Below are 26,920 nucleotides of genomic sequence, written 5' to 3'. Positions count from 1 at the left end.
GGCCGGAATATCTCTTGCTTGGAAGTAGTTGAACGCGCATGTAAGATGGTGCTCGCGAAGGGAGCAGGTCATGCAGTTCGGAATCTTCACGGTGGGCGACGTCACGACCGATCCCACGAACGGAACCACGCCGACGGAACACGAGCGCATCAAGGCGATGGTCCGCATCGCGCTCAAGGCCGAGGAGGCCGGGCTCGACGTCTTCGCGACCGGCGAGCACCACAACCCGCCGTTCGTCCCGTCGTCGCCCACGACGATGCTGGGCCACATCGCGGCGCAGACGTCGAAGCTGGTCCTGTCGACCTCGACGACCCTGATCACCACGAACGACCCGGTGAAGATCGCCGAGGACTTCGCGATGCTGCAGCACCTCGCCGACGGCCGCGTCGACCTCATGATGGGCCGCGGCAACACCGGCCCGGTCTACCCGTGGTTCGGCCAGGACATCCGCCAGGGCATCCCGCTGGCCATCGAGAACTACGCGCTGCTGCGCCGGCTCTGGCGCGAGGACGTCGTGGACTGGGAAGGCAAGTTCCGCACCCCGCTGCAGGGTTTCACGTCGACCCCGCGGCCGCTGGACGGCGTCCCGCCGTTCGTCTGGCACGGTTCGATCCGCAGCCCGGAGATCGCCGAGCAGGCCGCGTACTACGGCGACGGCTTCTTCGCCAACCACATCTTCTGGCCGACGTCGCACTTCCAGCAGCTGATTTCGTTCTACCGGCAGCGCTTCGAGCACTACGGCCACGGCTCGGCCGACCAGGCGATCGTCGGCCTCGGCGGCCAGGCGTTCATCCGGCCGAAGTCGCAGGACGCCTGGAACGAGTTCCGGCCGTACTTCGACAACGCGCCGGTGTACGGGCACGGGCCGTCCCTGGAGGAGTTCACCGACCAGACGCCGCTGACCGTCGGCAGCCCGCAGGAGGTCATCGACAAGACGCTGACCTTCCGCGAGCACTTCGGCGACTACCAGCGCCAGCTGTTCCTGATGGACCACGCCGGCCTGCCGCTGAAGACCGTCCTGGAGCAGCTCGACCTGCTCGGCGAGCACGTCGTCCCGGTGCTGCGCAAGGAACTGGACGCGATGCGCCCCGCGCACGTCCCGGACGCGCCGACCCACGAGTCCCTGAAGGCCGCGGCGCAGGTGGAGGCGACGGTATGAAGCTCGCAGTGGTGACCGCCGGGTTGTCGGTGCCGTCGTCGACCCGGCTGCTGGCCGACCGCCTGGCCGCGGCGACGGCCGCCGCGGCCGGGTCCCCGGTCGAGGTGTCCGTGGTGGAGCTGCGGGACATCGCCTTGGACATCACGAAGAACCTGCTGACCGGTTTCCCGGGCCCGGACCTGCGCGCGGCCATCGAGACGGTGACCGGCGCGGACGCGGTGATCGCGGTGACCCCGGTGTTCACGGCCGGCTACAGCGGGCTGTTCAAGTCGTTCTTCGACGTGCTGGACACCGATTCCCTGGTGGGCAAGCCGGTTCTGCTCGCGGCGACGGGCGGGACGGAACGGCATTCGCTGGTGCTGGACTACCAGCTGCGGCCGCTGTTCGGGTACCTGAAGGCGGATCCGGTCGCGACCGGCGTGTACGCGGCTTCGTCGGACTGGGGCAGTGGCGAGGCTTCGGGGGCGTTGCAGCGGCGGATCGAGAAGGCCGGTGCGGAGCTGGCTTCGGCGGCTGAGGGACGGGTTGCGGTTTCGAAGGAGCCGGATTTCGTTCCGTTCGAACAGCTCTTGGCGCAGTAGCGCCGACCGGAACGCCTATCGAAAGTAGGGGGTGGTGCCCGCCGTCCGGCAGCGGACGGCGGGGGTGCCCGCCGCCTACTTTCACGGCATGACCAGGCTTTTCCTCCTGCTGGCGGCCCTGCTGCTCGCCACCGCCACCCCGGCGCACGCGGCGCCGCCGCGGGACATCGACGGTTACGTCCGCGCCTTCCTCGACCACACCGGCCTCCCCGGTGCCGCCGTCGCCGTCACCCACGGCTCCGACGTCGTGCGCGTCGCCGGGTACGGCCACGACGCAGCGGGCGCGCCGATCACCGCGTCGACCCGGCTGCCGATCGCGTCGCTCAGCAAGTCCATGACCGCCTTCGCCGTGCTGCAACTGGCCGAAGCGGGACGCCTGAGCCTCGACGAGCCGGTGACGCGCTACGTCCCGGACTTCCGCCTGGCCGACCCCCGCGGCGGGCAGATCACCGTCCGGATGCTGCTGGACCAGACGTCCGGGATGGCCGACTCCGCCTTCCCCGACCTGGCACTGCCGCAGCCGCACACGCTCGCCGAGGCCGTCACCCGGCTGCGGGACGCACCGCTGGCGAGCGAGCCCGGCGCGCAGTTCCACTACCACAACCCGAACTACGAAGTGGCCGCCCGGATCGTCGAGGTCGTGGCCGGGCAGCCGTTCACCGGGTACCTGACGACGAGGCTGTTCGCCCCGCTCGGGATGACCGGCAGCACCGCCGTCGAGACGCCACCGGCCGGGACCGAGGGGTACGTACGGGCCTTCGGGATCGAGCTCCCGGTGTCCGAACCGGACTGGTTCACCGGCGGCAGCCACGGCGTCCTCAGCACCGCCGGCGACCTGGCGAAGTGGCTGCGGGCGCAGCAGGACGGCGGCGGCGTGCTGTCCCCCGCGTCGGTCCGGCTGGCGCACACGCCCGCACCCGGGCGCGAGTACGCGCTCGGCTGGAGCGTCCGGGACGGCCGGGTGTCGCACACCGGCGACTGGTTTTCCCACACCGCGGCCCAGGTGCTGCTGCCCGGCGGGTACGGCGTCGCCGTGGTCGCGAACACCGGGATGGCGCTGGACAACGAAGCGGAGCTGCTGGCCGGGGACCTCGCGAGCCTGCTGACCGGTGGCGCGCCGGAGCCCGCGCTGCCCGCCGGGGTGGTCGCCGACCGGGTGCTGGCGGCGTTGGCCCTGGTCGCGGTGGGCCTGGCGGTGCTGGGCGTGCGCCGGGCGCGCAAGCGGCACTGGTGGCGGCTCGCGCCGCCGTTGCTGCCGCTCGTCCCGCTGGTGTTCCTGCCGCACCTGCTCGGATGGGTATTCGCCGGGCGGCGGGGTACCTACGCCCAGGTGCTCTACGTCTGGCCGGGGCTCGTGGCCGCGCTCGGCGTGGTCGCGCTCGCCGGCTTGGTCGTGGCCGCGGCCAGGGCACGGGCCCTCGCGAGTGGCACGCGGCGGCGCGACCGGGAAGAATCGGACACGACGAGGGGAGACCGGTGGGTATCGGCAAACAGGCGAAGCGGATCCTGATCACGGTGGCGGGAGCCGTCCTGCTGCTGGTCGGGGTGCTGCTGCTGGTGCTGCCCGGCCCCGGGCTGCTGCTCGTGCTCGCCGGGCTGCTGCTGCTGGCTTCGGAGTTCCCCGCGCTCGAGAAGTACGTCGACCCGGTGCGCGACCGCGCGATGAAGGCGGCGGAGGAGAGCGTGTCGTCGCCGCTGCGGATCGCCGGCTCGGTGCTGGCCGGGCTGGCGCTGCTGGCGGCGGGGATCGTCTGGGGCACGGTGAAGTCGCTGCCGTTCAGCGGCTGGAGCACCGGGTCGAGCCTGATCCTGTCGTCGGTGGTCCTGTTCGCGCTGCTCATCTGGAGCTACCGCCGGGTCAAGTCGCGCCGCGAGACCGGGGCCAAGGCGTCGACCGACCGGTAGCCTCGGCGCATGAGCGCCGGATTCCAGCGCGCCCGCCGTCCCGAGCAGGTCGAGGCGCGGCGCCGGGCCATCCTCGCCGTCGCGGGGGAGCTGCTGGCCGAGCGCCCGGTCGCGGAAATCAGCCTGCGGGAGCTCAGCTGCCGGGTCGGGCTGGCGAAGTCCAACGTGCTCCGGTACTTCGACAGCCGCGAGGCGGTCTTCCTCGAGGTCCTCGACGGGCTGTGGACGGCGTGGCTCGACGACCTGGCCGAAGCGCTGGGCGAGCCGGGTCCGGCGGAGCCCGGCTTCGTGCGTGAAGAGCGGATCGCCGGGACGATCGCGGCGACGCTCACCGGCCGCCGGGTGCTGTGCGAGCTGCTGAGTGCGATGGCGCCGGTGCTGGAGCGCAACATCCCGGTCGAGTACGCCCGCGGCTTCAAACGGCGGGCCGCGGCGAACACCGGCCGGCTCGGCGAGCTGGTCCGGGCCCGGGTGCCGGAGCTGCCGCCGGGCGAGGCCCGCCACTTCGCCGACGGGGTGGTCGTCCTGCTGTCGGGCTCGTGGCCGGCGGCCCACCCGACGGCGGCCGTGGCGGCCGTCGAGCCGGCCGGGACGCCGGTGTTCGAGCTGGCCGACGGCCTCACGAACCTCCTGGCCGGGCTGGTCGCGCGGCAGCGGTGAAGCCGTGACGGCCACCCACCGCGGGTGGCCGCTTTCGCCCTTCCGGAGCCCAAAGGGTTCACCCCCTGAAACCACCGGAACCCGGGGGACCGCGAACGCGGTCCCCCGGGCCGAACACGCACCGAGGGTGCTTACTTACCGCTGGAGTACAGCGTGCTCACGTCCGCGTCGGACAGCGCCCGGTCGTAGACGTGGACCTGGTCGACCGCGCCGTTCAGGTAGTCGACCGGGCCGCCGCCGTACTTGCCGCGGCCGATCACCGTGTGACCGGTCGACGCCTCGCCGAGGCAGACGCTTTTCGTAGCCGCCAGCTGGCCGTCGACGTACAGCTTCAGCGTGCCCGCCGCCGCGTCGCGGACGCCGACCACGTGGTACCAGCGGTTCGCTTCCGGAGCCGCGGGCGCCAGGGCCCGCGTGCCCACGAAGCTCATCGCGAGCCGGTGGTCCGCGCCGGAGTACTGCAGGAAGAACGCGCTGTGGTCGTCGCCGTCCTGGCTCACCACGGTCTGGAAGCCGTCACCCACGGCGTTGAACTTCACCCACGCCGCCGCGCTGTAGCTGCCTTCGGTGTTCACCAGGGCCGCGCCCGTGTCGGCGTACTGGCCCGACCCGGTCACCGCCAGCGCCGAGCCGCTCTTGCCCGCGGTCCAGGACGCGCCGCCGACCAGCGTGGCGTCGTGGCTGCCGGCGACGTCCTTCGCCACCGTGCCCGCGTTCTCGTCGAACGGGTACGCGGCGATGCCGTCGATCCCGGGCGTTCCGGCGGGTACCGACGGCCCGGACACCGGAGCGCCGGTGGCCCCCTTGATCACCGCGAGGTTCGCCGCGCGGACGGCCGCGAAGTCCATCTTCTTCACCTGCCGGTCGTAGGTGAAGAAGCCGTTGACCTCCTTCTCGACGTCGGTGGTCTGCGTGTAGACGCCCGCGGACACCCCGCACCGCTGGGCGACCAGCAGCAGGCGCTGCTGGAGCTCGCCGTAGCGCCGGGTCAGCGTCGCGCTGTCGGGCTCCATCTCGTAGGCGAAGCTGCCCGAGGCGTCGAACTCGTGCCCGGCGACCTTGAGGCCGAGGCCGCCGTACTCGCCGTCGACCGCCGCCCGCGTCCCGGACTGCGCGGGCGTGCCGGGCCCGGTGTAGGTGTGGTCGTCGTAGATGTCACCCTTGCCGCTGTCCGGTTCGGACCGGCAGCAGTTGACGCCGGATTCGGCGTTCACCAGGCGCGAGGGATCCCACGACTTGACCTCGTCGGCGATCCGGCCGACCTCGTAGTCACCCCAGCCCTCGTTGAACGGCACCCACGTGACGATCGACGGGAAGCTGCGGTGCTGGTCGATCATCCGCTTCATCTCGGACTCGTAGTTGACGCGCGCGGCCGCGGACGGCTCGACGTCGTCCTTCATCGCCGGCATGTCCTGCCACACGAGCAGACCGAGCTTGTCGGCGTAGTAGTACCAGCGGTCCGGCTCGACCTTGATGTGCTTGCGCACCATGTTGAAACCGAGCGCCTTCTCCTGCTCCAGGTCGAACTTCAGGGCCGTGTCGGTCGGCGCGGTGTAGATGCCGTCCGGCCAGAAGCCCTGGTCGAGCGGGCCGACCTGCATGACGAACTTGCCGTTGAGCAGCATCCGCTGCTTGCCGTCGGCGGTCTTGCCGAGGCCGATCGTGCGCAGCCCGAAGTACGAGCCGACTTCGTCGCCGCCCGAGAGCTTCACGCGCAGCTCGTAGAGGAACGGGTCGTCCGGCGACCACAGGTGCGGCCGGTCCACCTTGAGCTTCAACGGCTGGTTCGCGTCGCCGCTCACGCGCCCGACCGGGCGGCCGTGGTCGTAGGCGACGGCTTCGACGCGCTGCTTCACCGGCCCGCCGACGACCGCGTTCACCGTCACCGAACCGAGGTCCGGCGTGACGTCCAGGCGGTCGATGCGCGCGGAGGCCACCGGCTCCAGCCAGACGGTCTGCCAGATGCCCGAGGACGGCGTGTAGAAGATGCCGTCACCGGGGGAGCGCTGCTTGCCGATCGGCTGCCCGCCCTGGTCGTTCGGGTCGGCGACGCCGACGACGACCTCCTGGCCGGCCTTCGTGGTCAGCGCGTCGGTGACATCCACCGACCAGGCGTCGTAGCCGCCGGTGTGGTGGCCGACGGTCTTGCCGTTGACGATCACCGTCGTTTCGTAGTCGACGGCCTGGAAGTGCAGCAGCAGCCGCTGCCCGTTCTTGCCGACCTGCCAGTTCTTCGGGACCTCGAACGTGCGGCGGTACCACATGTTCGTCTCGTGGCGCATGATCCCGGACAGCGCGGACTCCACCGGGTAGGGCACGAGGATGCGCTCGGCGAGGGTCTTGCCCACCGGCGCGGCCTCACCCGGGGTCGCCTTGGCGAACTCCCAGACACCGTTGAGGTTCTGCCACTTGTCCCGGGTCAGCTGTGGCCGGGGGTAGTCGGGAAGGGCGTTCGTGGGGGAGACGTCCTTCGTCCACGGCGTGGACAGCGGCGGGGTGAGCCGCTGCCACTGTGGCGTCTGCGGGGTGTCGGCGGCACTCGCGGCGGGTGCGGTGCCGAGGCCGGCCACCGCGACCGCGAACGCGGCGGCCGCGGTCAGCCATCTCCGGGATTTTCGGGCAGGGTGGAGCATCGTTGAACCTCCTGGTAGGGGAGCAGGGGTCAGCGGGTTCGGGAGCGCGCGAGCAGGCGCTGGATCACCACGACGACGAGCAGGAAGGCCCCGCTCACCACGGTCTGGTAGTTGGAGTCGAGGGTGCCGATCTGGTTGATGACGTTCTGGATCAGCGTGCGCAGCAGCACGCCGACGAGCGTGCCGACGATGGTCCCGGCGCCGCCGGTGAGCAGCGTGCCGCCGATGACGACGACGGAGATCGCGTCCAGTTCGGTGCCGACGCCGATCACCGTGACGCCGGACTGCAGGTACGCGGCGGTGAGGATGCCCGCGAACCCGGCGAGGGCGCCGCTGAGCGTGTAGAGGCTGATCTTGGTGCGCGCCACCGGAAGTCCCATCAGCAACGCCGACTGTTCGGCGCCGCCGATGGCGAACACGGACTGCCCGAACCGGGTGCGGCGCAGCAGCAGGCCGCCGAGGGCGAACAGGACCAGCGTCAGGTAGACCGGGACGCCGATGCCGAAGACCGTGCCCTGGCCCAGCCAGAGGAACGCCGAGCCGGCGGCCACTTTGTACGTCGTCGCGCCTTCGGACGTCAGCGCCAGCAGGAGCCCCCTGGCGAACAACAGCGACGCCAGCGTGACGATGAACGGCGCCATCCCGGTACGGGCGATGAGCACGCCGTTGACGAACCCGATCAGCGAACACACCGCCAGCGGCAGCAGGATCGCCACGACCAGCCCGTACTGCGCGCCGTACGCGGCCAGGACGCCGCCGAGCGCGTAGTTCGAGCCGACCGAGAGGTCGATGCCGCCGGAGATGATCACGAACGTCATGCCGAGCGCGATCACCGCGAGGAACGAGCTCTGCAGGACCAGGTCGCGCAGGTTGTCCGCGGACCCGAAGCGCGGGAAGGCGAACCACGCGGCGGCGATGCCGAGCACGAGCACGACGGCCGCACCCTGGCGTTGCAGAACCCCGGCGAAGGCCGCGTTGCGGGCGGTGATCGGGGTTGCGGACGGGGTTGTCGTCACTGGCTGCTCCGCTCGCGGGCGACGTAGACGGCGACGACGATGATGGCCGCCTGGACCATCTGCGCGGTCGAGTCCGGCAGGTTGTGCTTGATCAGGGTGGCGTGCACCAGCTGCATGAGCAGCGCGCCGAACACGGTGCCGAGCACGCGGACCCGGCCGCCGGTCAGCGGCGTGCCGCCGACGACCACGGCGGTGATCGCGGACAGCTCCATGAGCAGCCCGAGGTCGTTGGGGTCGCTGGCGCCCAGCCGCGACGTCGCCAGCACGCCGGCCACCGCGGCCAGCGCCCCGGAGATGACGTAGACGCCGACGAGCACGCGTTTCACCGGCAGCCCGGCCAGGGTGCTCGCGGCCCGGTTGCCGCCGACGGCGACCAGGTGCCGCCCGAACGTCGTGCGCTGCACGACCAGCCCGGCCAGGACCGCGAGAACCCCCGCGACCACGACCATGACCGGGACGCCGAGGACGTCACCGGTGCCCAGCTCCAGGAAGTCCCGGTTGTGCAGCTGGATGAGCTGGCCGTGGGCGATGACGAGCGCGAGTCCCCGGCCGCCGACGAGCAGCGCCAGGGTCGCGATGATCGGCTGGATGCCCAGGTAAGCCACCAGGTAGCCGCTGAACAGGCCGGACACGATCCCGGCGATGACGGCGACGACGATCGCCGTCGCCGAGCCCGCGCCGAGGTAGAGCGGGATGAGCGCGGCGGCGATCGACATCACCGAGCCGACCGACAGGTCGATGCCCTCGGTGCCGATCACCAGCGCCATGCCGAGCGCGACGATGCAGACCGGGGCGGCCTGCACCAGCTGGGTGCGGAAGTTGGCCGCGGACAGGAAGTTCTCGGTGAACACCACGTTGAACAGCAGCAGCACGACGACGGCCAGGTAGACGCCGTAGTTCTGCAGCCACGCGGTGACTTTCGCCCGGTCGGGACTCCGGGTCAGGGTGGCGCTAGACATCGTTGTCACCCTCGGCTGCGATGGCGGTCAGGACGTTCTCCTCGGTGATGCGGTCGCCGGTCAGCTCGCCGGCGACCGAGCCGTCGCGCAGGACGACCACGCGGTCGGAGCCGTCGATCAGTTCCTCCAGTTCGGACGAGATGAGCAGCACGCCGAGCCCTTCCTGCGCGAGTTCGTCGATCAGCGCCTGGACCTCGGCCTTCGCGCCGACGTCGATGCCGCGGGTCGGCTCGTCGAGCAGCAGGATCTTCGGGCCGGTGGCCAGCCACCGGGCCAGCAGTACTTTTTGCTGGTTGCCGCCCGACAGCTCCGACACCTTCTGCTCGGGACTGGCCGCCTTGATCCGCAGGCGCTCCATGAAGATCTTGACGATCCGGTCCTGCTTGGCCTTGCTGACCAGGCCGAACGGCGACAGCGTCGGCAGCGCGGCCAGCACGATGTTCTCCCGGACGGACAAGTTCGGGATGATCCCGTCGGTCTTGCGGTCCTCGGCCAGCAGCGCGATCCCGGCCCGCATGGCCGCCTTGATCTTGCCGCGCTTGAGCGGTTTCCCGGCCAGGAGGACACTTCCCCCGTCGAGGGGGAACGCGCCGACGATGGCCCGTGCGGTCTCGCTGCGGCCCGAGCCGAGCAGGCCGGCCAGGCCGACGACCTCGCCGGGCCGGATGCTCACCGAGACGTCGTGCAGCTTCCGCAGGCCGGACAGCCCTTCGGCCTTCAGCAGCGGCTCCCGCTCGACCTCGTGCTCCTCGCCGAACGCCGTGACGCCTTCCTCGCGGATCTGCTTGATCTCCCGGCCGAGCATCTTCGAGACGAGCTCGATCCGCGGCAGCGGCTTCAGCGGTCCACTGTGGACGACCCGGCCGTCGCGCAGGACGGTGACGCTGTCGCACACCCGGTACAGCTCGTCCATCCGGTGGCTGACGTAGACGATCGCGATGCCCTGCGCGTGCAGCCGGTGCAGCACCTCGAACAGCGTCTCGACCTCACGCGGCTCGAGCGACGACGTCGGTTCGTCCATGATGACGACCTTGGCGTCGGTCGAGACCGCGCGGGCGAGCGCGACCATCTGCTGCGCGCCGACACCGAGGGTGTGCAGCGGGCGCTTGACGTCGTCGTCGATGCCGTAGCCCTTGAGCAGCTCGCGGGCGTCGGCGTACATCTTCGACCAGTCCACGAGCCCGGCCTTGGTGCGCGGCTCGCGGCCGAGGAAGACGTTGCCGGCGATGCTCATCAGCGGGACGAGGTTGACCTCCTGGTAGATCGTGGAGATCCCGGCCCGCTGCGCGTCGATCGGCCGCTTGAACGTCACCGGCTCGCCGAGGTGGCGCACCTCGCCCTCGTCGGGCTGGTAGACGCCGGTGAGCACCTTGATCAGCGTGGACTTGCCGGCGCCGTTCTCGCCGACCAGGGCGTGCACCTCGCCGGGCGCCAGCGCGAAGCTGACGTCGTCGAGCGCGAGGGTGCCGGGGAACCGCTTGGTCACCCCGGACACCTCGAGCACCGGTGCGGTCGTCATGGCGACGTCCTCTTCGGTCGCTGCCGTCATCAGTACGCGTTCCCGACCTTCTGCGCGGCGTTGGTTTCGTCGTACTGGTCGTCGCTGATCACGATGCTCGCCGGGATGGCCTCGCCGCTCTCGAACTTCTGCAGCGTCTGGAAGGCCAGCGGGCCGAAGCGCGGGTTGGACTCGATCACGGCGTTGTAGCTGCCGTCCGCGATGAGCTGCACGGCGTTGCGCGTGCCGTCGATGGAGACGACCTTGACGTCCTTGCCCGGCGTCTTGCCCGCCGTCTTCAGCGCGTTGACCGCGCCGACACCCATCTCGTCGTTCTCGGCGTAGACGGCGGTGACGTCGGGGTGGCTCTGGATGAGCTGCTCCATCACGGACTGGCCCTTGGAGCGGTCGAACTCGCCGGTCTGCTCGGCGACCACGGACAGCCCGGGCGTCTTCGCGAGCTCGTCCTTGAAGCCCTGGGTGCGGTCGGTGGTCACGTTGTTGCCGGACGAGCCGAGCAGGATGACGACCTTGCCGGTGCCGCCGGTCGCCTTCACCATCGCCTGCGCGGCGCGCTTGCCCTGTTCGACGAAGTTGGAGCCGATGAAGGTCAGGTAGTCGGTGCACGGCTGGGACGTCACCTTGCGGTCGATGGTGACGACCGGGACCTTCTTGGCCTTCGCCGCGTCCAGCGCGGGCTGGAGGCCGTCGGAGTTCAGCGGCGCGACGACCAGCAGCTGGGCGCCGCGGTCGAGCATCGACTTGATGTCGCTGATCTGCCGGTTCAGGTCGCTCTGGGCGTTGGTGACGAGCAGCTTGTCCTTCGCGATGCCGAGCTTGGCGGCTTCGTCGCGAATGGACTGCGTCTCGGCGATCCGGAAGGGGTTGGCCTCCTTTTCGGACTGTGAGAAACCCACCACCGCGGTCTTGAGGTCGACCTTGGGGTAACCGGTCTTGTCAAGGGTGCAGCCGTCGGCGGACGGCGCCGCCGACTGGGCGCTGGCGGCGGGACCGCCGCCGCTGGAGGGGGCGGCCGGGGTCTCTTCCCGGCTGGTGCAGGAGCTGAGGGTCAGCGCGGCGGCGGCCGCGGTGGCCAGGACCAGGAGGGGACGGGTGGACAGCGGCACGGTGACTCCTCGGGCAGCGACGGTGGGGCCCGCTCACCGGGGTGATCGGGGTCACCGCGGGAGCCTTGGGATACTTTTTACATCGTTGGAACAACGTTGTAAACCGGCAAATCATCGCTATGCTTCGGTCTCACTATCCCGAAGGAGCCGCCCGTGACCGTGACGCTCAAGGACGTCGCCACGCTCGCCGGAGTGTCGGTGAAGACGGTGTCGAACGTCGTGAACGGCTACGCCTTCGTCAAGCCGGAGAACCGCCGGCGCGTCGAAGAGGCCCTGGCGGCGACCGGTTACCGGCCGAACGTCGGGGCCCGCAACCTGCGCCGCGGCCGCACCGGGTTCCTGGCGCTGATGGTGCCGGAGCTGTCCATCCCGTACTTCGGCGAGCTGGCCGGCCTGGTCATCACGGCGGCGCAGAAGCGCGGCTGGAGCGTCCTGATCGAACAGACGCAGGGGACGCGGCCGCGGGAGCGCGAGACGCTGTCGTCACTGGGGCCGCACCTGGTCGACGGGGCCCTGGTGCACCCGGAAGCCCTGGAGGCGGCGGACTTCCCCACGGATCCCGGCGGGATCCCGCTGGTCATGCTGGGCGAGCACGCGGTGGACGTCCCGATCGACCACGTGGCGATCGACAACGTCCTGGCGGCGCGCACGGCGGTGTCGCACCTGGCCTCGCTGGGGCGGAAGCGGATCGCGGCGATCGGGCGGAACCCGGCGCGCGGGACGTCGTCACAGCGGCTCGCGGGGTACCGCTCGGCGCTGACCGAGGCCGGTTTGTCCTATTCGGACGCTTTGGTGGCCCCGGCGGAGAAGTGGCACCGCTCGGTGGGCTCGGCGGCGATGAAGTCGCTGCTGGCCCTGCCTTCGCCGCCGGACGCGGTGTTCTGCTTCAACGACCTGCTGGCCATCGGCGCTCTGCGCGCGGTGGCCGAACTCGGGCTGCGGGTGCCCCAGGACGTGGCGATCGTGGGGTTCGACAACAACGAAGAGAGCGCATTCTCCCTGCCTTCGCTGACGACGATCGCCCCGGACAAGACGGCGCTGGCGGAGGCGGCGGTGGACCTCGTGCACCGGCGGATCACCGGGGACACGACGGCACCGCCGCAGGACATCCAGACCCCGTTCGCGCTGGAGGTCCGCGAAAGCACCGGCGGCCGCTGAGGCCCGGTCAGCGGGCGGGCCAGTGCCAGGACGGCCGGTCCAGCAGGCGCTGGCCGGCCACTTTCGTCTCGCCGTACTCCTTCTCCAGCTCCACCGTGGCCACGTCGGCCACCTCCTCGAGCGCGCGGATCAGGGGCCGGGCGTGGGACACCACCACCAGCTGGGTCTCCTTCGCCGCCGTCGCGATCAGCGTGGCCAGGGCCGGGAGCAGATCGGGGTGGAGGCTCGTCTCCGGTTCGTTCAGCACCAGCAGTTCCGGCGGGCGCGGGGTCAGCAGGGCCGCCACCCACAGCAGGAAGCGCAGCGTCCCGTCCGAAAGCTCCGCCGCCGACAACGGGCGCAGCAAGCCGTGCTGGTGGAACGAAACCGACAGCAGGCCTTCCTGGGACGTCGCTTCGACGGTCGAACCCGGGAAAGCCGCGTCGACCACCTCCGCGAGCTCCGCCGCGCGGCCGATTTCGATGATCGTCTGCAGGGCCGCCGCCAGGTCGGCACCGTCGTGGGACAGCACGGGCGTGCGGGTTCCGATGCGGGCTTGGCGGGCCGGGGCGTCGGCGTCGGTGCGGAACTGGTCGTAGAACCGCCACGACCGGATGCGCTCGCGCAGCACCACCAGCTCCGGGCACGCGCGCGGGTCCGCGAACTCGCTCAGCATGCTGTCGGTCAGCCGGATCTCGAACCGCTCGTCACCCCAGGCACCCGAGGCGACGCGCGTGCGGACCGACGGGCCGGCGCGGTCCGCCAGCAGGGCCGAGGGCCGCAGCGCCGGTCCCGACCACACGGCTTCCCGCTTGAACTCCGGGTCGAGGTTGAACGCCGTCTTCCTGCCCGGCACCGGCAGGCCGAGGTCGAGCGCGTAGCCGAACTCGTCGCCCGCGAAGCCGAGCCGCAGCCCGACGGCCTTCGTGTGCACCTTGCCCTCGACCCGCGTGGTGCCCCGCCGCACGCCGTTCTCCGGGCCGGCCCACAGCGTCGACGGCAGCCCGCCCTCCCGCGCCAGCGCGGCCACGGCGCCGTTGCGGGACGCGTCCGCCAGCAGCCGCAGGGCCCGGTACAGGCTCGACTTGCCGCTGCCGTTGGGCCCGGTGACGACGGTCAGACCGGCCAGCGGCAGCACCAGGTCGCGCAGCGAGCGGTAGTTCGCGACGGCCAGCGTGGTGAGCATCCCCAGAACTTAACCGCGCCCGGATATCACCCGTGTCGGGGAGGGCATCACACGTGACTGGGAGGGCCTCACTCGTGATCCGAGAGGCATCACGTGTGATTCGAGGGGCATCACGGCTGATGCCCGTCCGATCACGGGTGATGCCTCTCCGAACACGGGTGATGCCCGTCTGATCACGGGTGATGCCTGGTCTTGCTTGGCCGGGATCGTGGCTTCGGAGGTGTGGGTCGGTCAGGCGACTGGCTCGGCCAGCGGGACTTCTCCGTCGCTGAGCCACGAACCGCGCCACGCGAGGTCGCCCCTGGCCAGCGGCTTTCCGCACGCGTCGCACTTCGCGCCCGGCGCGGTCGCCTGGTCGCAGCGGGTGTGGATCAGTGTTGTCGGCTCGGCGTCCGATGCGGTGTGGTTGTGCCCCCACGTGCCGAGGGCGTGCAGCACCGGCAGCGCGTCCGAGCCGGCCTGCGTCAGGCGGTACTCGTGGCGGGTCCGGCCGCCGTCGCGGTAGGGGAGCTTGGTCAGCAGGCCGCGGTCGACGAGCTTGGCCAGCCGGGTCGTCAGCACGTTGTCGGCGATGCCGAGCTGGGCGCGGAAGTCCTCGAACCGGGTGGTGCCCGCGGTGGCGTTGCGCAGGATCAGCAGCGTCCACGGCTCGCCGAGGACGTCGGCGGCGCGGGCGATCGGGCAAGCGGCGTCCGCCCACGTGATGCGTCGGCTCATCTGTGACCCCTTCCACCTGACTTGCTCCAAGCAAGTTTACGCCGTACTGTCGTCCGTAGCTAACTTGCAACGAGCAAGCCAGGTGTGAGAGGAGTTCGTCATGGACATCACGGGTGCGGTGGCGCTGGTCACCGGAGCGAACCGGGGTCTCGGGCGGCGGTTCGCCGCGGCCCTGCTGGAGCGCGGGGCGGCCAAGGTGTACGCCGCCGCGCGGAACCCGGAGTCGATCGACCTGCCGGGCGTCGTCCCGCTGCGGCTGGACGTCACCGACCCGGAGTCGATCCGCGCGGCCGCCCGGACCGCCGGCGACGTCACGCTGCTGGTGAACAACGCCGGTTCGTCCACCGGCGCGTCCCTGCTCGGCGGGTCCCTCGAGGACATCCGGCTGGAAATGGACACGCACTACTTCGGCACGCTGGCCGTCACGCGCGAGTTCGCGCCGGTCCTCGAGCGCAACGGCGGCGGCGCGGTGCTCAACGTCCTGTCGGTGCTCTCCTGGTTCACCGCCCCGCAGGTGGCGGCGTACTCCGCGGCGAAGTCGGCGGCCTGGTCGCTGACCAACGCGCTGCGCCTGGAGCTGGCGCCGCAGAAGACGCAGGTGACGGCGCTGCACGTGGGGTACATGGACACCGACATGGCCAAGGACGTCGACGGCCCGAAGATCGACCCGGCGATCGTGGCGGGGCTCGCTTTGGACGGTGTCGAGCAGGGACGGTTCGAGGTGCTCGCCGACGACGTCAGCCGGAACGTGCGGGCCGGGCTCTCCGGTGACGTGACCGGGTTGTACCCGGCGCTGGTTTCCTGAAGGCGTTTTCTCGACCCCGGAATACCGCGGTCGCACCCGCGGGCGTATGAATGGACGGGTGGCGGAACGCGTCAAAGCGGGAATGGGCCGAACGAGGAACCGCTGGGGTGAAGGCGAACGGTTGCGCGGTGAGATCCTGGCCGCGGCCGGGCGGTTGCTCGCCGAGCTCGGCGGCGAGGACGGCCTGACGATCCGCGGCGTCGCCCGCGCCGTCGGCATCGCCCCGGCGAGCATCTACCAGCATTTCTCCGATCGTGCGGAATTGGTCCGCGGTTTGCTCGACCACGAATACGCCCGGCTGGCCGATTCCATGCGCGCGGCGGAGGCGGCAATCGGCGAATCCGACCCCGTCGGCCGGATCCGCGCGCAGATTCACGCGTACTGCGCGTTCGCGATGCAGAATCCGGGGCATTACCGGCTGATGCTCGCGAACGGCGCGTCCAATGTGGAGCCCGGCGCCCGCCCGGAAGGCCCGCTCCTCGACGTGATCGACCGGCTGACGGCCGGGTTCGAGCGGTGCGTCGAGGCGGGCCACGAGCTGCGGGTGACGCCGGGCCGCGCGGCGGCGGTCGTGTTCGTCGGCGCGCACGGGCGGGTCGCGCTGTTCCACAGCGCACTGAACCGGACCGGGGCCGAGCTGGTGGAGCCGTTCGTCGACGAACTCGTGTCGCTCGTGTTCGCCTGATCGGACGGTGGTGCGCGGCCCTCGGAATGCTTAGCATTGCTATGTAAATTTCCGGCAGCTCCGGGAGGTTCCGGTGGACGGCGTGCCCGCGTTTCCGATGACCCGGCGGTGTCCGTTCGACCCGCCCGCCGAACTGCGCGAGCTGCCCGGAGTGTCCCGGGTGCGCTTGTGGAACGACAGCACGCCGTGGCTGGTGACCCGCTACGCCGACGTCCGCGCGCTGCTGCGGGACCCGCGCGTCAGCGCCGACTCCGACCACCCGGGCTACCCGCACCAGAGCGCGGCTTCGGCGGCCCGCCGCCACCGGGCCAAGTCGTTCATCACCATGGACGGCGCCGAGCACGCCGGCCGGCGCAAGCTGCTGACCGGCGACTTCCTGGTGAAGAAGATGGAGGCGCTGCGCCCGGCGGTCCAGCGGATCGTCGACGACCTGGTCGACGGCTTGCTGGCCGGTCCGAAGCCGGTCGACCTGGTGACGGCGTTCGCGTTGCCGGTGCCGTCGCTGGTGATCTGCGAACTGCTCGGCGTGCCGTACGAAGACCGCGAGCTGTTCCAGGACATCACGAAGATCATGGTGTCGAGGACGGCGACCCCGGCGGAGGCGGTGCAGGCCACCGAGGAGCTGCTGGCGTACCTCGGCGCTCTGGTCGAGCGCAAGGTGTCCGCGCCGGGTGCGGACGTGCTGAGCAAGCTGGCGCGCACGCAGTACGCGACCGGGAAGATGACCGCCGAAGAGGTCGCGTCGACGGGCCAGCTGCTCCTGGTGGCCGGCCACGAGACGACGGCGAACATGATCGCCCTCGGCACGGTCGCGCTGCTGGCGCACCCGGACCAGCTGGAGCTGGTGCGCTCGGGCGACGCGGACCTGCTGCGCCGCGCGGTCGAAGAGCTGTTGCGCTACCTGAACATCACGCACACGGGCCGCCGCCGGGTGGCGACCGCGGACATCGAGCTGGGCGGCGAGACCATCCGCGCGGGCGAAGGCATCATCGCGGCCGGCGACGCGGCCAACCGCGACGAATCGGTGTTCGAGGACCCCGACCGCCTCGACGTGACGCGCGAGGCCCGCCACCACGTGGCGTTCGGCTACGGCGTGCACCAGTGCCTCGGCCAGACGCTGGCGCGGGTCGAGCTCCAGGTCGTCTACGGAACGCTGTACCGCCGGATTCCGGGACTGCGGCTTGCGGTGCCGATGGAGGAATTGGCGTTCAAGGACGACATGCTGGTGTACGGCGTGCACAGCCTGCCGGTCACCTGGTGATCACACCGCCCGCTGGGCCGCGTCGAGGTTCTCCGCCAGCCACTCCGAGACGAACCGCGCCCGGTCGGCGTCCGTGTCGTGGCGCGGCACCATTTCCACCAGCATGATCAGGCCCAGGTACACCCGGTACAACGTGAGCCGGCGGCGGGCGGGCGCGTCGAAGCGGGCCCGGCCGTACCCCTCGAGCAGGGGCGCGTCCAGGTCGTGGAACAGCGTCAGCGAGACGAACTCCGCCACCGGGTCGCCCCAGAACGCCCGCTCGGCGTCCACGATGCCCGAGACGCGGTCGCCGTCCACCAGGATGTTGCCCCGCCACAGGTCGAAGTGGACCAGGACCGGCGTGGTGACCAGCTCCAGCAGCGGCTCGTGGCGCCGCACGAGGTGGGCGATCTCCGCGGCCGGGCGCGGCAGGCGCACGCCGTACCGGACGGCGTCGGCCAGGATCGCGTCCACCATCGCCGTGAACGCCGAAAACCACGTCGGGTGCAGCGGGTCCTGGAGGTAGCCGAACCCGGCGCCGGTCGTCTCGTGCAGCGCCGCCACGATCGCGCCCAGTTCGCGGCGCAGGTGCGGGCCGGTGCCGGGCACCTGCGACCACGGCGTCCCCGGCACCTCCGTCATCAGCAGGAACCCCGGGCCCGCGCCCACCACCGACGGCAGCGGCCCGGACGCCAGGCGGTAGTAGGCCGCCTCCGTCGCCAGCAGGTCGTGCTCGTAGGTCAGGCCGGGCACGGACGGCGCGATCTTGAGCACCAGCCGCCGTCCGTCCGCCAGGCGCAGCCGGACCGCCCGGTTGTACGTCCCGCCGCCCAGGTCCTCGGCCGCCACCACCGAAGCCGGGTCGATGCCCGATGCCCTCAGTTGCCCCTCCACCCGGCCGAGTCTCCCAGCTTCTCCGCCGCGTCGGCCAGGTCTTCCGGGGTCGGGGCGTCGTCCTGGGTCAGCCTGCGCCGCCAGTAGCCGGTGAATTCGATGTCGCTCTTGGCCAGCCCGCGCTCCACGAGGTGCCGCCGCAGCGCGCGGACCGTCGACGCCTCCCCGGCCAGCCACGCCGCCGAGCCCGCCGGCAGCGTCACGCCGCGCACGGCCGCCAGCAGACGGCTCCCGTGTTCGGCGCCGTCGCGGTGCACCCACCGCACCCCGGGCAGCGGCTGCTCCTCGGCCGTGTCCGCGACCTCGACGAAGACCACGGCATTGTCCACTTCGGACAGAAGAGAGGCGATCGCGGGGATGGCCGTCTCGTCGCCCGCGCACAGCAGCGTGTCTGCTGTGGACAGTGGACGGCGGTAGGCCGGGTCCGGGCCGTACCGGCCGAGGACGTCCCCCGGGGCAGCCTGGAACGCCCACGCCGTGGCCGGTCCCGCCGGACCCGGGTGCAGCACGAAGTCGACGTTGATGGTCTCCCGCGTCCGGCCGCGCACGGTGTAGCTGCGCATGACCGGGCGTTCCTCGGCCGGGATCGCCAGGTACGCCTGGTACCAGCGCATGACGTCGTCGTCGGCCGACGGCAGCCGGACCGGGTGGCCCGGTGGCGGGAACAGGAGCTTGAGCTGCTGGTCCGGCCACGGCTGCAGGTCGGCCAGCCCGTCGCCGGTGAACGTCACGCGCACCACGCGCGGGGTCACCCGCCGGACCGCCGTCACTTCGAGCAGACCGGTCGGGTTCACGGCTTCCCCAGGTATTCGCGCAGGTGGCGGGCGGTCAACGTGGTGGCGTCGGCCACCAGCGAAGCCGGCGTGCCTTCGAAGACGACCCGGCCGCCGTCGTGACCGGCGCCCGGACCGAGGTCGATCAGCCAGTCGGCGTGGGCCATCACGGCCTGGTGGTGCTCGATGACGATCACCGTGTTGCCCGCGTCGACGATCCGGTCGAGCAGCGCCAGCAGCTGGTCGACGTCGGCCAGGTGCAAACCGGTCGTCGGCTCGTCGAGGATGTACGTCGACCCGCGTTCCGCCATCCGGATCGCCAGCTTCAGCCGCTGCCGCTCGCCGCCGGAGAGCGTGGTCAGCGGCTGCCCGAGCGTGAGGTAGCCGAGGCCGACGTCGGCGAGGCGGTCGAGGACCGTCCGCGCGTTGCCGCCGGCGAAGAACTCGCGTGCCTCGGCGACGGACATCGCCAGCACCTCGCCGATGTTCTTGCCGCGCAGCTCGTAGGTCAGCACCTTCGGGGTGAACCGCCGTCCCTCGCACTCTTCGCACACGGACGCGACCCCGGCCATCATCGCCAGGTCGGTGTAGAGCACGCCGAGGCCCTTGCACTTCGGGCAGGCGCCCTCGGAGTTGGCGCTGAACAGGCTGGCCTTGACCCCGTTGGCCTTGGCGAACGCCGCGCGGATCGGGTCGAGCAGGCCGGTGTAGGTCGCCGGGTTGGACCGGCGGGACCCGCGGATCGCCGACTGGTCGACCACGACGACGTCGTCGCGGTGGGCCAAGGAGCCGTGGACCAGCGACGACTTCCCGGAGCCGGCCACGCCGGTGACGACGGTCAGGACGCCGAGCGGCACGTCGACGCTGACGTCCCGCAGGTTGTGCAGTTTCGCGCCGGTGATGGACACGTGCCCGGTCGGCGTGCGGACCTCGTCCCGCAGCGTGACCCGGTGGTCGAGGTGGCGCCCGGTGAGCGTGCCGGACGCGCGCAGGCCGTCGACGCTGCCGGTGTAGCAGAGCCGCCCGCCGTCGGCGCCCGCGCCGGGACCGAGGTCGACGACGTGGTCGGCGATCCGGATGGTCTCCGGCTTGTGCTCGACGACCAGGATCGTGTTCCCCTTGTCCCGCAGGCACAACAGGAGGTTGTTCATCCGCTCGATGTCGTGCGGGTGCAGCCCGACGGTCGGCTCGTCGAAGACGTAGGTGACGTCGGTGAGGCTGGAACCCAGGTGCCGCACCATCTTCACGCGCTGGGCCTCGCCGCCCGACAGCGTCGCGGATTCGCGGTCGAGCGAGAGGTAGCCGAGGCCGATTTCGACCAGCGAGTCGAGCGTGTCACGCAGGTTGCCCAGCAGCGGCCGGATCGACGGCGCGTCGAGGGTGCGCACGAACTCGGCGAGGTCGCTGATCTGCATGGCGGCGCAGTCGGCGATGTTCCGGCCGTCGATCTTCGCCGACAGCGCGGCCTGGTTCAGCCGCGCGCCCCCGCACTCGCCGCAGGTGGCGAAGGTGGCGGCCTTCTCGATGAAGGCGCGCAGCTTGGGCTGCAGCGACTCGACGTCCTTGTGCAGGTAGAGCCGCCGGACCTTCACCGCGAGACCTTCGTAGGTGACGTTGGTCTTGCCGACCTTCACCTTGCAGGAGTCGCGGTGCAGCAGGGCGTCGAGCTGCTCCGGCGTGAAGTCCCGGATCTTCGTGTCCGGGTCGTAGAAGCCGGAGGAGAGGTAGGTCTGCACGTACCAGGTGTCCGGCGTGAACCCCGGCACCTGGATCGCGCCCTCGTTGAGGGAGCGGTCGAAGTCGAGGAGCGCGGTCACGTCGAGGTCCGAGACCCGGCCGAGGCCCTCGCAGGCCGGGCACATGCCTTCGGGCAGGTTGAAGCTGAACGCCCCGGACGTGCCGACGTACGGATCGCCGAGCCGGGAGAAGGCGATCCGCAGCATCGCGTAGGCGTCGGTCGCGGTGCCGACCGTCGACCGCGAGTTCGCGCCCATCCGTTCCTGGTCGACGACGATGGCGGCGCTCAGGTTCTCCAGCAGGTCGACGTCCGGGCGCGAGAGGCTCGGCATGAACGACTGGAGGAAGGCGCTGTAGGTCTCGTTGATCATCCGCTGCGACTCGGCCGCGATGGTGCCGAAGACCAGCGACGACTTGCCGGAGCCCGAGACGCCGGTGAACACCGTCAGCCGTCGCTTCGGGATGTCCAGGTCGACGCCGGTCAGGTTGTTCTCCCGGGCGCCCCGGACCTGGATCACGTCGTGGGTGTCGGCGGCCCGCCTGGGTGAGGTCATACCGTCCTTCTTTGATACTTTAGGCTGTAAAGTGATTCTTCAGGCTACATTACTTTAGGGTGTAAGGAGTCGGCAAGGTGGTCGTCTTCGCGGGTCAGGGCGACGCCCGGCGGTCCATGGAGCTGCTGTGGGGGCCGCGGGTGGTGGCCCCGCGCACGGGACCGGGCCCCAAACCGGGGCTGTCGGTCGAGGCGATCGTGGCGGCGGCGATCGAAATCGCCGACGCCGAAGGCATGGCGGCGCTGTCCATGCGCGCGGTGGGCGAACGCCTCGGCCGCACCGCGATGGCGCTGTACACGTACGTGCCGGGCAAGACCGAGCTCGTCGACCTCATGTACGACCGGACGCTGGGCGAGTTGCCGTCGTCGTACCCGGACGCCGCGGGCTGGCGCTCGGCGGCGCTGTCGCTGGCCGACGCGTTGTGGGACCTGCACCTGCGCCACCCGTGGCTGCTGCAGGTCTCGCCGGCGCGGCCGGTGCTCGGGCCGGGGGAGTTCCACGTCCAGGAGACGCTGCTGTCGGTCCTGGCGCCGACCGGGCTCCCGCTGCCGCGGGTGCGCTGGGTGGTGGCGGCGCTGTTCAACGTCGTCCGCGGCTCGGTCCAGGCGGCCGCGGAGTCCCGCCAGGCGGCGCGGGAGACGGGACTGTCCGAAGAGGACTGGTGGTACGCGCGTTCGGCCCTGCTGGAGGAACTGGTCCCGGACCTCCCGGCCCGGTTCCCGACGGTGGCCCGGCTGGGCGCCGAAGGGGCCTACGAACCGTCCGAGGAGCCGTATTTGGAGCGCGAAGCGCGGCTGTCGTTCGAGGCGGGCCTGGAGCTGCTGTTGGACGGCGTCGAAGCGGCGATCGTCAAGGCTTCCGGGCCTCGATGAGGAACCTCGTCGTGTGGGCGACGAACGGGCCGTCGCGCTCGATCAGCTCGTGCAGCTCACGCAGCTTGCCGCGGTACCGCTCGACCGTGAAGCCCGGGACCATCCAGATCACCTTGCGCAGGAAGTAGACCACCGCGCCGATGTCGAAGAACTCGGTGCGCAGCGACTCCGAGCGCAGGTCCGTCACCTCCAGGCCGGCCTGCGTGGCCGCCGCCACCGCCCGGTCCGGGTGGCGGCTGTTGCGGCCCTCTTCAGGTTGCGGACCGAGGAAGAACTCGACCAGCTCGAACACGCTCGCCGGGCCGACCTGCTGGGAGAAGTAGCTCCCGCCCGGGCGCAGGACGCGGGCGATCTCGCGCCAGTCGGTCGTCACCGGGTGGCGGCTGCTGACGAGGTCGAACGCGTTGTCCGCGAAGGGGAAGCCCGCGGTGGCCACGACGGTGGCTCCGCGCGGCCGCAGCCGGGCCGCCGCGCGGGGGACGTTCGGGGGCCAGGACTCGGTCGCGACCGTCAGCGGCGGCAGGGCCGGGCAGCCGTCCAGGACCTCGCCGCCGCCCGTCTCGAGGTCGAGGGCGGCCCGCACCAGGCCGAGGCGTTCGCCCAGCAGCCGCTGGTAGCCCCAGGACGGGCGGGCTTCGGTGGCCCGGCCGTCGAGCCAGGAGAAGTCCCAGCCGTCGACGGACACCGCGTCGGCCTCGGCCACCAGTTCGTCGAACATGCTCCGATGGTCACTCAGCCGGCGGTGGGCCGCCACCCGATTTCCGCACCGGCGGCGGCGGGACGGGCTTGGCGAGGGTCACGGCGGCCAACGCCACCACGACCGGGCCGCGCCTGGTGTCCACCGTGCACGTCGATTCGTCTCGGGCGACCAGGTCGCCGAGTGCGTCGGTGAAGCCGCCCTCGACGCGGTAGCGCACCACGACCCGCGTGCCCAGCGGCAGTTCCCGCAGCAGCTTCACAGGCGCGCGCTCAGCTCGGCGTCCGACGGCTCGACCAGGAACGAACCGTCCTCCCACACGATGGTCGGGATCCGGCGCGCGCCGTCCTGCAGCTCGCGGACCCGCTGCTCCGCGGCCGCGTCCGCTTCGACGTCCACATAGGAGTATTCGACGCCTTCGCGGTCGAGCAGCGCGCGGCTGCGCTTGACGTCCGGGCACCAGCTCGCGCCGTACACTGTCAGCTTCACGAAACCACCTCCGAGATTTCCGGCGACGGCGCCGGGTGGCCCAACTCTGCCAGCCAGCCGCGGAACACCCGGTGCAGGGCTTCGGCGCCCACGACCTCGCCCGGGAACGCCAGCTCGCGCGGGTGCACCACGAACCCGCGTTGCTGCGGCCCGCCCAGCCCGCCGTGCGAGCCCACGTGCGTCTCGAACGGCGATGCCTGGTCGGAGTCCGGGTCGTAGCGGCTGTTGATCATCACGTCCGCGCAGTGCGGGAACGTGTCGACCCGCCGGATCAGGTCCGCCGCGTGCGGGCCGTACGGCAGCAGCGGGTCTTCGCCGATGACGACGCCCGACGCCAGCCGGTGCAGGCCGTCGCGGCCCAGCACCACCGGGCCGAACTCGCGGCTCGAGACCAGCAGGAACCCGACACCCGGGTGGTCCACCAGGGACGGCAGCAGGTCGGGGAACTCCCGCTCGATCGTCTCCAGCTCGACGCGGCCTTCGTGCTCGGTGAACGAGACCATCGCCAGGTGCCCGGACACGACCACGACCACGCCGGGCGCCACGCGGGTGACCGCGCCGGGGGAGCCGGACGTCGTGCGCGGCGAGTCTCCGGCGCACTCGGCGTCCTCCACGCGGGCGCGCAGCCGGCGCGCGATCAGGCCGCCGCTCGTCGTCGCCTCCGCCAGGGCGGCGTTGATCTGCCAGCTCTCGGCCTGCCGCCGCTTCCCCGCCGACGGCGGCGGCGAACCACCGCACAGCCGTCCGACGTACGCCTCGATCGTCTCGCCGAACCGCTGCGAGAACGCCTGGCCCTGGGTCTGGCCGTGGTCCGACAGGACGACCAGGTGGTAGCGGCGCGGAGCCAGCCGGCTCGCCCGGTGCAGCCGGGCGATCTGCTGGTCGATCGAGCGCAGCACCGACAGCGTGTCGAACCGCTCGATGCCGGAGTGGTGCGCGACCTCGTCGTAGCCGAGGAAGTCCGCGTACACCACCGGCCGCCCGGCGAGCATGTCGCCGAGGATGGCCGACACGACGACGTCACGCGCGATCACCGTCGTGCCCGGCCGGGCCAGCGGGTACCAGCCGCCGCGCGGGATCCGCGGGACGACGCCGGCGCGGCGCTGGCGCACGGACGCGCTGATCTCGCGGAAGACGTCGGCGAGCGCGACGGCGAACGTGCGCAGCGCGTTGACCGGGTTCGCGAAGTAGGCGTAGTAGCCCGCGCCGAGCCGGTCGCGGTGGCGGCGCAGCAGCTTCTTCGGCACCAGCACCGGGATCGAGCTCATGGTGAGGCTGACGTGGGCGGCGTCGCCGGAGAACAGGTTGCCGCGGCTCGCGCCGTCGCCGGACAGCAGGCCGCGCCCGTCGGAGTGCCGCCGCTCGATCTCGGCCGCGTCGGCCGGGTGCGCGCACGCCATCACGTGGTCGCGGTCCTTTTCGTACCAGCGGAACCCGAGGATGTCGTGGTTGGAGCCGTGCAGGATGCCGCAGACGCTCGCGCCGGTCTGCGAGCTCCAGTCGGTGTGCCACCGGGTCAGCGCGTGGCTGTCCTCGGCGAGCCAGGCGGCGAACGTCGGCATGTCGCCGTCGCGGACCGCGCGGCGGACGGTGTCGTACCCGAGGCCGTCGATCTGCAGGAACAGCACGCCGGGCGGCTGGTCCGCGGCCTCGGCGGCGGGGGTGTGGCGGCGGTGGCGCCGTCGACGGCGGGCGGCGCGGCGGAAGAAGATCTCGTCTTCGTCGACGGCCAGCAGGCTGGAGATGAGCGCGCCGACGGCGGCCATGGCGAGGGTGACGATCACCGCCGTCCGGAACCCCGCGACCTCGACGCCGGGCACGGTCCGGAAGACGGCGAGGGTGCCGGCGCCGAGCAGCAGGAACCCGAAGAGGCCGAAGGTGAAGAACGCCAGCGGGTAGGCGATCCGCATGACCAGCGGCCAGCCGACGGCGGCGAGCAGGCCGAGCAGCAGCGCGCAGACCGCCGGCTGCCACCAGTGCGTCATCCGGAAGCCGGGCAGCAGCGCGTCGAGCAGGCGCAGGGCGCCGGTCACCGCGATCCACACCCCGACCGCGCGGGCGACGGCCCGGCCGCCGCGCAGCAGCCGGCCCTTCGGGGCGGACGTCGTCACACGCGCTCCTTGGTCCTGCGCCGCCACCGGGCGGCCAGATTCAGCAGCACGGTGACCAGCAGGACCAGCACCGTCGCCAGCAGCGTCGCGATGACGGGCGAGTCGAAGATGCCGCCGCTGACGATGCCGAGCACGGCGTACGCGCACGCCCAGAGCACGCACGCGCCGAGCGCGGCGGGCAGCAGGCGCCGCCACGGGTAGCTCAGCGCGGCCGCCGCGAGCAGCACCGGGATGCGCCCGGCCGGGACGAGCCTGCCGATCACCACGAGCTGCCAGCCGCGGCGGGCGAACTGCTCGCGGGCCTTCTCGAGCCGTTCGGCGGGCTGGCGGCGGCTGATCCAGCGGAACGCGGCTTCGCTGCCCAGGCGCGGGATGCCGAACGTCACGACGTCGCCGACGTAGGCGCCCAGGGTGGCGAGCACGATCACCAGCGGCAGGGACAGGTGGCCGGTGGTGGTGGCGACGGCGGCCGCGGCGCCGACCACCGCACCGGTGGGCACGACGGGGACGATCGAGCCGAGCAGCACGCCACCGAACACGGCCGGGTAGCCGATGGCGGCGGGGTCGGTCCAGTTCACGCGCGGTCCCGCGGCGCGGGCAGGGCGACGGCGGCGCCGGGTTCGGTGAAGAGCACTTCGGTGTCGCCGTCGGCTTCGGCGGCGAACACGCGCGGCGGGTCGGCGAGCAGCCGCCGCATCCGCGTGGTGCGCCGGAGGCCGGGGAGGGCGAGGGTGCCCCAGTGCACCGGGACGGCGGCCCGGGCCCGGACCAGCGCGGCGGCCCGCGCGGCGCGGGCGGGGTCGAGGTGGCCGGGGCCGAGGTTCGGCCCCCAGCCCCAGACGGGCAGCAGGGCGACGTCGACCGGGCCGAGGTCCCGCATGCCGTCGAAGAGGTCGGTGTCGCCGGCGTTGTAGACCTTGCGGCCGTCGCTCTCCAGCAGGTGGCCGAGGGCCGGGCTCTGCGGGCCGTGGGTCAGCCGCGGGCCCCACCGGTGTCCGGAGTGGACGGCCTCGGTGGCGGTGACGGTGAGGCCGCCGTCGGTGAGCGTCTCGCCGGGCGCGATCTCTTCGACGTGGGGGAAACCCTTCTTGGCGAGCCACTTCCCGGCGCCGCGCGGGACGACGATCCGGGTGCGCCTGCCCAGCAGCTTCAGCGACGGCAGGTGCAAGTGGTCGCCGTGCAGGTGCGAGAGCAGGACGAGGTCGACGTCGGCGTAGGTCTCGCGTGGCGGCGGCGGAACGATCCGGACGAGCCCGCCGACGCGCTTGGTGAGCACGGGGTCGGTCAGCACGACCCGGCCGCCGAGTTCCAGGCGGACGGTCGAATGGCCGAGGAACCGAAGGCTGAAGCCGCTCACGCCCCGAGTATCACCTCCGCCGGCCCCGAACGCCCGGCGGAGTGGCCAGGGCAACGCCCGCGTGTGACGGGCGGGTCGGCTCGCGTACTCGGACGGTCGGCTTGCGTACCTGGCGGGTCGGCTTGCGT

The 26,920-nt window shown here is 71.7% G+C and carries 26 protein-coding genes; 10 read left to right on the top strand and 16 right to left on the bottom strand.

Translation table 11 applies throughout. The features are described 5' to 3' along the window. Positions 1-70 precede the first annotated feature (70 nt). The 5 genes from ACLJPY_RS32960 (at position 71) to ACLJPY_RS32940 (ending at position 4,305) form a co-directional block, all read left to right on the top strand. Complete coding sequence (locus ACLJPY_RS32960; RefSeq protein ID WP_410594491.1) at positions 71-1,159, top strand: LLM class flavin-dependent oxidoreductase; 1,089 nt, start codon at positions 71-73, stop codon at positions 1,157-1,159. Then, the gene (locus ACLJPY_RS32955) at positions 1,156-1,740 is read left to right on the top strand and encodes a CE1759 family FMN reductase (protein ID WP_410594489.1); all 585 of its coding nucleotides are present in this window, start codon (positions 1,156-1,158) and stop codon (positions 1,738-1,740) included. The genes ACLJPY_RS32960 and ACLJPY_RS32955 overlap by 4 nt, the downstream gene beginning before the upstream one ends. Before the next feature lie 88 nt (positions 1,741-1,828). Then, a complete protein-coding gene (locus ACLJPY_RS32950; RefSeq protein ID WP_410594487.1) occupies positions 1,829-3,250 on the top strand; it encodes a serine hydrolase domain-containing protein in 1,422 nt (473 codons plus the stop codon). Further along, the gene (locus ACLJPY_RS32945; RefSeq protein ID WP_410594485.1) at positions 3,217-3,645 is read left to right on the top strand and encodes a PGPGW domain-containing protein; all 429 of its coding nucleotides are present in this window, start codon (positions 3,217-3,219) and stop codon (positions 3,643-3,645) included. The genes ACLJPY_RS32950 and ACLJPY_RS32945 overlap by 34 nt, the downstream gene beginning before the upstream one ends. Before the next feature lie 9 nt (positions 3,646-3,654). Continuing rightward, complete coding sequence (locus ACLJPY_RS32940; RefSeq protein ID WP_410594483.1) at positions 3,655-4,305, top strand: TetR family transcriptional regulator; 651 nt, start codon at positions 3,655-3,657, stop codon at positions 4,303-4,305. A gap of 131 nt (positions 4,306-4,436) precedes the next feature. Here ACLJPY_RS32940 and ACLJPY_RS32935 read toward each other — a convergent pair whose 3' ends face one another. From ACLJPY_RS32935 to ACLJPY_RS32915, 5 genes are read right to left on the bottom strand one after another with little or no spacing between them, the layout of a single operon-like run. Further along, positions 4,437-6,938, bottom strand: a complete 2,502-nt coding sequence (locus tag ACLJPY_RS32935; RefSeq protein WP_410594481.1) for a LamG-like jellyroll fold domain-containing protein — start codon at positions 6,936-6,938, stop codon at positions 4,437-4,439. Between the two features lie 29 nt (positions 6,939-6,967). Continuing rightward, complete coding sequence (locus ACLJPY_RS32930) at positions 6,968-7,954, bottom strand: ABC transporter permease (protein ID WP_410594479.1); 987 nt, start codon at positions 7,952-7,954, stop codon at positions 6,968-6,970. Further along, the gene (locus tag ACLJPY_RS32925) at positions 7,951-8,913 is read right to left on the bottom strand and encodes an ABC transporter permease (protein WP_410594477.1); all 963 of its coding nucleotides are present in this window, start codon (positions 8,911-8,913) and stop codon (positions 7,951-7,953) included. The genes ACLJPY_RS32930 and ACLJPY_RS32925 overlap by 4 nt, the downstream gene beginning before the upstream one ends. After that, positions 8,906-10,462 carry a sugar ABC transporter ATP-binding protein gene (locus ACLJPY_RS32920; protein WP_410594475.1) on the bottom strand — a complete coding sequence of 519 codons (1,557 nt, stop codon included), beginning with the start codon at positions 10,460-10,462 and terminating at the stop codon, positions 8,906-8,908. The genes ACLJPY_RS32925 and ACLJPY_RS32920 overlap by 8 nt, the downstream gene beginning before the upstream one ends. Further along, positions 10,462-11,538 (bottom strand): ABC transporter substrate-binding protein, encoded by a 1,077-nt coding sequence (locus tag ACLJPY_RS32915; RefSeq protein ID WP_410594473.1) that lies wholly within the window; start codon positions 11,536-11,538, stop codon positions 10,462-10,464. Before ACLJPY_RS32915 ends, ACLJPY_RS32920 begins: the two co-directional genes overlap by 1 nt. A 153-nt stretch (positions 11,539-11,691) precedes the next feature. Here ACLJPY_RS32915 and ACLJPY_RS32910 point away from each other — a divergent pair, with 153 nt between their 5' ends. Then, positions 11,692-12,696 carry a LacI family DNA-binding transcriptional regulator gene (locus ACLJPY_RS32910; protein ID WP_410594471.1) on the top strand — a complete coding sequence of 335 codons (1,005 nt, stop codon included), beginning with the start codon at positions 11,692-11,694 and terminating at the stop codon, positions 12,694-12,696. Positions 12,697-12,703: 7 nt separating this feature from the next. On the opposite strand, the gene ACLJPY_RS32905 is transcribed toward ACLJPY_RS32910, so the two are convergent. Next, complete coding sequence (locus tag ACLJPY_RS32905; protein WP_410594469.1) at positions 12,704-13,861, bottom strand: AAA family ATPase; 1,158 nt, start codon at positions 13,859-13,861, stop codon at positions 12,704-12,706. Between the two features lie 231 nt (positions 13,862-14,092). Continuing rightward, positions 14,093-14,578, bottom strand: coding sequence for a winged helix-turn-helix transcriptional regulator (locus tag ACLJPY_RS32900; RefSeq protein ID WP_410594467.1), 486 nt, complete (start codon positions 14,576-14,578; stop codon positions 14,093-14,095). A 100-nt stretch (positions 14,579-14,678) separates the two neighbouring features. Between ACLJPY_RS32900 and ACLJPY_RS32895 the strand changes: the two genes are divergently transcribed. From ACLJPY_RS32895 to ACLJPY_RS32885, 3 genes are all read left to right on the top strand, one after another. Then, positions 14,679-15,383, top strand: a complete 705-nt coding sequence (locus tag ACLJPY_RS32895; protein WP_410594465.1) for an SDR family oxidoreductase — start codon at positions 14,679-14,681, stop codon at positions 15,381-15,383. 121 nt (positions 15,384-15,504) lie between these two features. After that, entirely contained in the window at positions 15,505-16,068 is a 564-nt protein-coding gene (locus tag ACLJPY_RS32890; RefSeq protein WP_410594463.1) for a TetR/AcrR family transcriptional regulator, read from the top strand. Positions 16,069-16,165: 97 nt separating this feature from the next. Further along, positions 16,166-17,329: a cytochrome P450 gene (locus ACLJPY_RS32885; RefSeq protein ID WP_410594635.1), complete on the top strand. Its 1,164-nt coding sequence runs from the start codon at positions 16,166-16,168 to the stop codon at positions 17,327-17,329. Here the strand turns inward: ACLJPY_RS32885 and ACLJPY_RS32880 are convergent, their stop codons facing one another. The 3 genes from ACLJPY_RS32880 to ACLJPY_RS32870 are packed head-to-tail and all read right to left on the bottom strand — an operon-like array spanning position 17,330 to position 21,266. After that, positions 17,330-18,202 (bottom strand): phosphotransferase family protein, encoded by an 873-nt coding sequence (locus tag ACLJPY_RS32880; RefSeq protein ID WP_410594461.1) that lies wholly within the window; start codon positions 18,200-18,202, stop codon positions 17,330-17,332. Continuing rightward, a complete protein-coding gene (locus ACLJPY_RS32875) occupies positions 18,187-18,996 on the bottom strand; it encodes a siderophore-interacting protein (protein ID WP_410594459.1) in 810 nt (269 codons plus the stop codon). The genes ACLJPY_RS32880 and ACLJPY_RS32875 overlap by 16 nt, the downstream gene beginning before the upstream one ends. Next, positions 18,993-21,266 carry an ATP-binding cassette domain-containing protein gene (locus tag ACLJPY_RS32870; protein ID WP_410594457.1) on the bottom strand — a complete coding sequence of 758 codons (2,274 nt, stop codon included), beginning with the start codon at positions 21,264-21,266 and terminating at the stop codon, positions 18,993-18,995. The genes ACLJPY_RS32875 and ACLJPY_RS32870 overlap by 4 nt, the downstream gene beginning before the upstream one ends. A 77-nt stretch (positions 21,267-21,343) precedes the next feature. Between ACLJPY_RS32870 and ACLJPY_RS32865 the strand changes: the two genes are divergently transcribed. Next, entirely contained in the window at positions 21,344-22,138 is a 795-nt protein-coding gene (locus ACLJPY_RS32865; protein ID WP_410594455.1) for a TetR/AcrR family transcriptional regulator, read from the top strand. Here ACLJPY_RS32865 and ACLJPY_RS32860 read toward each other — a convergent pair. The 6 genes from ACLJPY_RS32860 to ACLJPY_RS32835 are packed head-to-tail and all read right to left on the bottom strand — an operon-like array spanning position 22,116 to position 26,792. Continuing rightward, the gene (locus tag ACLJPY_RS32860) at positions 22,116-22,856 is read right to left on the bottom strand and encodes a class I SAM-dependent methyltransferase (RefSeq protein ID WP_410594453.1); all 741 of its coding nucleotides are present in this window, start codon (positions 22,854-22,856) and stop codon (positions 22,116-22,118) included. The two genes, ACLJPY_RS32865 and ACLJPY_RS32860, sit on opposite strands and share 23 nt — an antisense overlap. Before the next feature lie 10 nt (positions 22,857-22,866). After that, positions 22,867-23,097, bottom strand: coding sequence for a ferrous iron transport protein A (locus ACLJPY_RS32855; protein ID WP_410594451.1), 231 nt, complete (start codon positions 23,095-23,097; stop codon positions 22,867-22,869). Further along, complete coding sequence (locus ACLJPY_RS32850; protein ID WP_410594449.1) at positions 23,094-23,324, bottom strand: glutaredoxin domain-containing protein; 231 nt, start codon at positions 23,322-23,324, stop codon at positions 23,094-23,096. Before ACLJPY_RS32850 ends, ACLJPY_RS32855 begins: the two co-directional genes overlap by 4 nt. Beyond that, complete coding sequence (locus ACLJPY_RS32845; RefSeq protein ID WP_410594447.1) at positions 23,321-25,435, bottom strand: phage holin family protein; 2,115 nt, start codon at positions 25,433-25,435, stop codon at positions 23,321-23,323. Before ACLJPY_RS32845 ends, ACLJPY_RS32850 begins: the two co-directional genes overlap by 4 nt. Further along, complete coding sequence (locus ACLJPY_RS32840; RefSeq protein ID WP_410594445.1) at positions 25,432-26,013, bottom strand: DedA family protein; 582 nt, start codon at positions 26,011-26,013, stop codon at positions 25,432-25,434. The genes ACLJPY_RS32845 and ACLJPY_RS32840 overlap by 4 nt, the downstream gene beginning before the upstream one ends. Further along, positions 26,010-26,792 (bottom strand): MBL fold metallo-hydrolase, encoded by a 783-nt coding sequence (locus ACLJPY_RS32835; RefSeq protein WP_410594443.1) that lies wholly within the window; start codon positions 26,790-26,792, stop codon positions 26,010-26,012. Before ACLJPY_RS32835 ends, ACLJPY_RS32840 begins: the two co-directional genes overlap by 4 nt. Positions 26,793-26,920: the final 128 nt, after the last annotated feature.

The organism is Amycolatopsis sp. lyj-23, from assembly GCF_046549135.1.
Taxonomy (GTDB): Bacteria; Actinomycetota; Actinomycetes; order Mycobacteriales; family Pseudonocardiaceae; genus Amycolatopsis.
The sequence above is the reverse complement of the archived record's forward strand: the minus strand, read 5'-3'. Positions and strand labels throughout refer to the sequence as shown.

Bases quoted from the DNA above. Each gene is read 5' to 3' on its own strand.
- ACLJPY_RS32860 (WP_410594453.1), bottom strand. From the start codon at position 22,856: ATGTTCGACGAACTGGTGGCCGAGGCCGACGCGGTGTCCGTCGACGGC.
- ACLJPY_RS32955 (WP_410594489.1), top strand. From the start codon at position 1,156: ATGAAGCTCGCAGTGGTGACCGCCGGGTTGTCGGTGCCGTCGTCGACC.
- ACLJPY_RS32920 (WP_410594475.1), bottom strand. From the start codon at position 10,462: ATGACGGCAGCGACCGAAGAGGACGTCGCCATGACGACCGCACCGGTG.
- ACLJPY_RS32935 (WP_410594481.1), bottom strand. From the start codon at position 6,938: ATGCTCCACCCTGCCCGAAAATCCCGGAGATGGCTGACCGCGGCCGCC.
- ACLJPY_RS32870 (WP_410594457.1), bottom strand. From the start codon at position 21,266: ATGACCTCACCCAGGCGGGCCGCCGACACCCACGACGTGATCCAGGTC.
- ACLJPY_RS32900 (WP_410594467.1), bottom strand. From the start codon at position 14,578: ATGAGCCGACGCATCACGTGGGCGGACGCCGCTTGCCCGATCGCCCGC.
- ACLJPY_RS32885 (WP_410594635.1), top strand. From the start codon at position 16,166: ATGACCCGGCGGTGTCCGTTCGACCCGCCCGCCGAACTGCGCGAGCTG.
- ACLJPY_RS32905 (WP_410594469.1), bottom strand. From the start codon at position 13,861: ATGCTCACCACGCTGGCCGTCGCGAACTACCGCTCGCTGCGCGACCTG.
- ACLJPY_RS32895 (WP_410594465.1), top strand. From the start codon at position 14,679: ATGGACATCACGGGTGCGGTGGCGCTGGTCACCGGAGCGAACCGGGGT.
- ACLJPY_RS32950 (WP_410594487.1), top strand. From the start codon at position 1,829: ATGACCAGGCTTTTCCTCCTGCTGGCGGCCCTGCTGCTCGCCACCGCC.
- ACLJPY_RS32940 (WP_410594483.1), top strand. From the start codon at position 3,655: ATGAGCGCCGGATTCCAGCGCGCCCGCCGTCCCGAGCAGGTCGAGGCG.
- ACLJPY_RS32960 (WP_410594491.1), top strand. From the start codon at position 71: ATGCAGTTCGGAATCTTCACGGTGGGCGACGTCACGACCGATCCCACG.
- ACLJPY_RS32925 (WP_410594477.1), bottom strand. From the start codon at position 8,913: ATGTCTAGCGCCACCCTGACCCGGAGTCCCGACCGGGCGAAAGTCACC.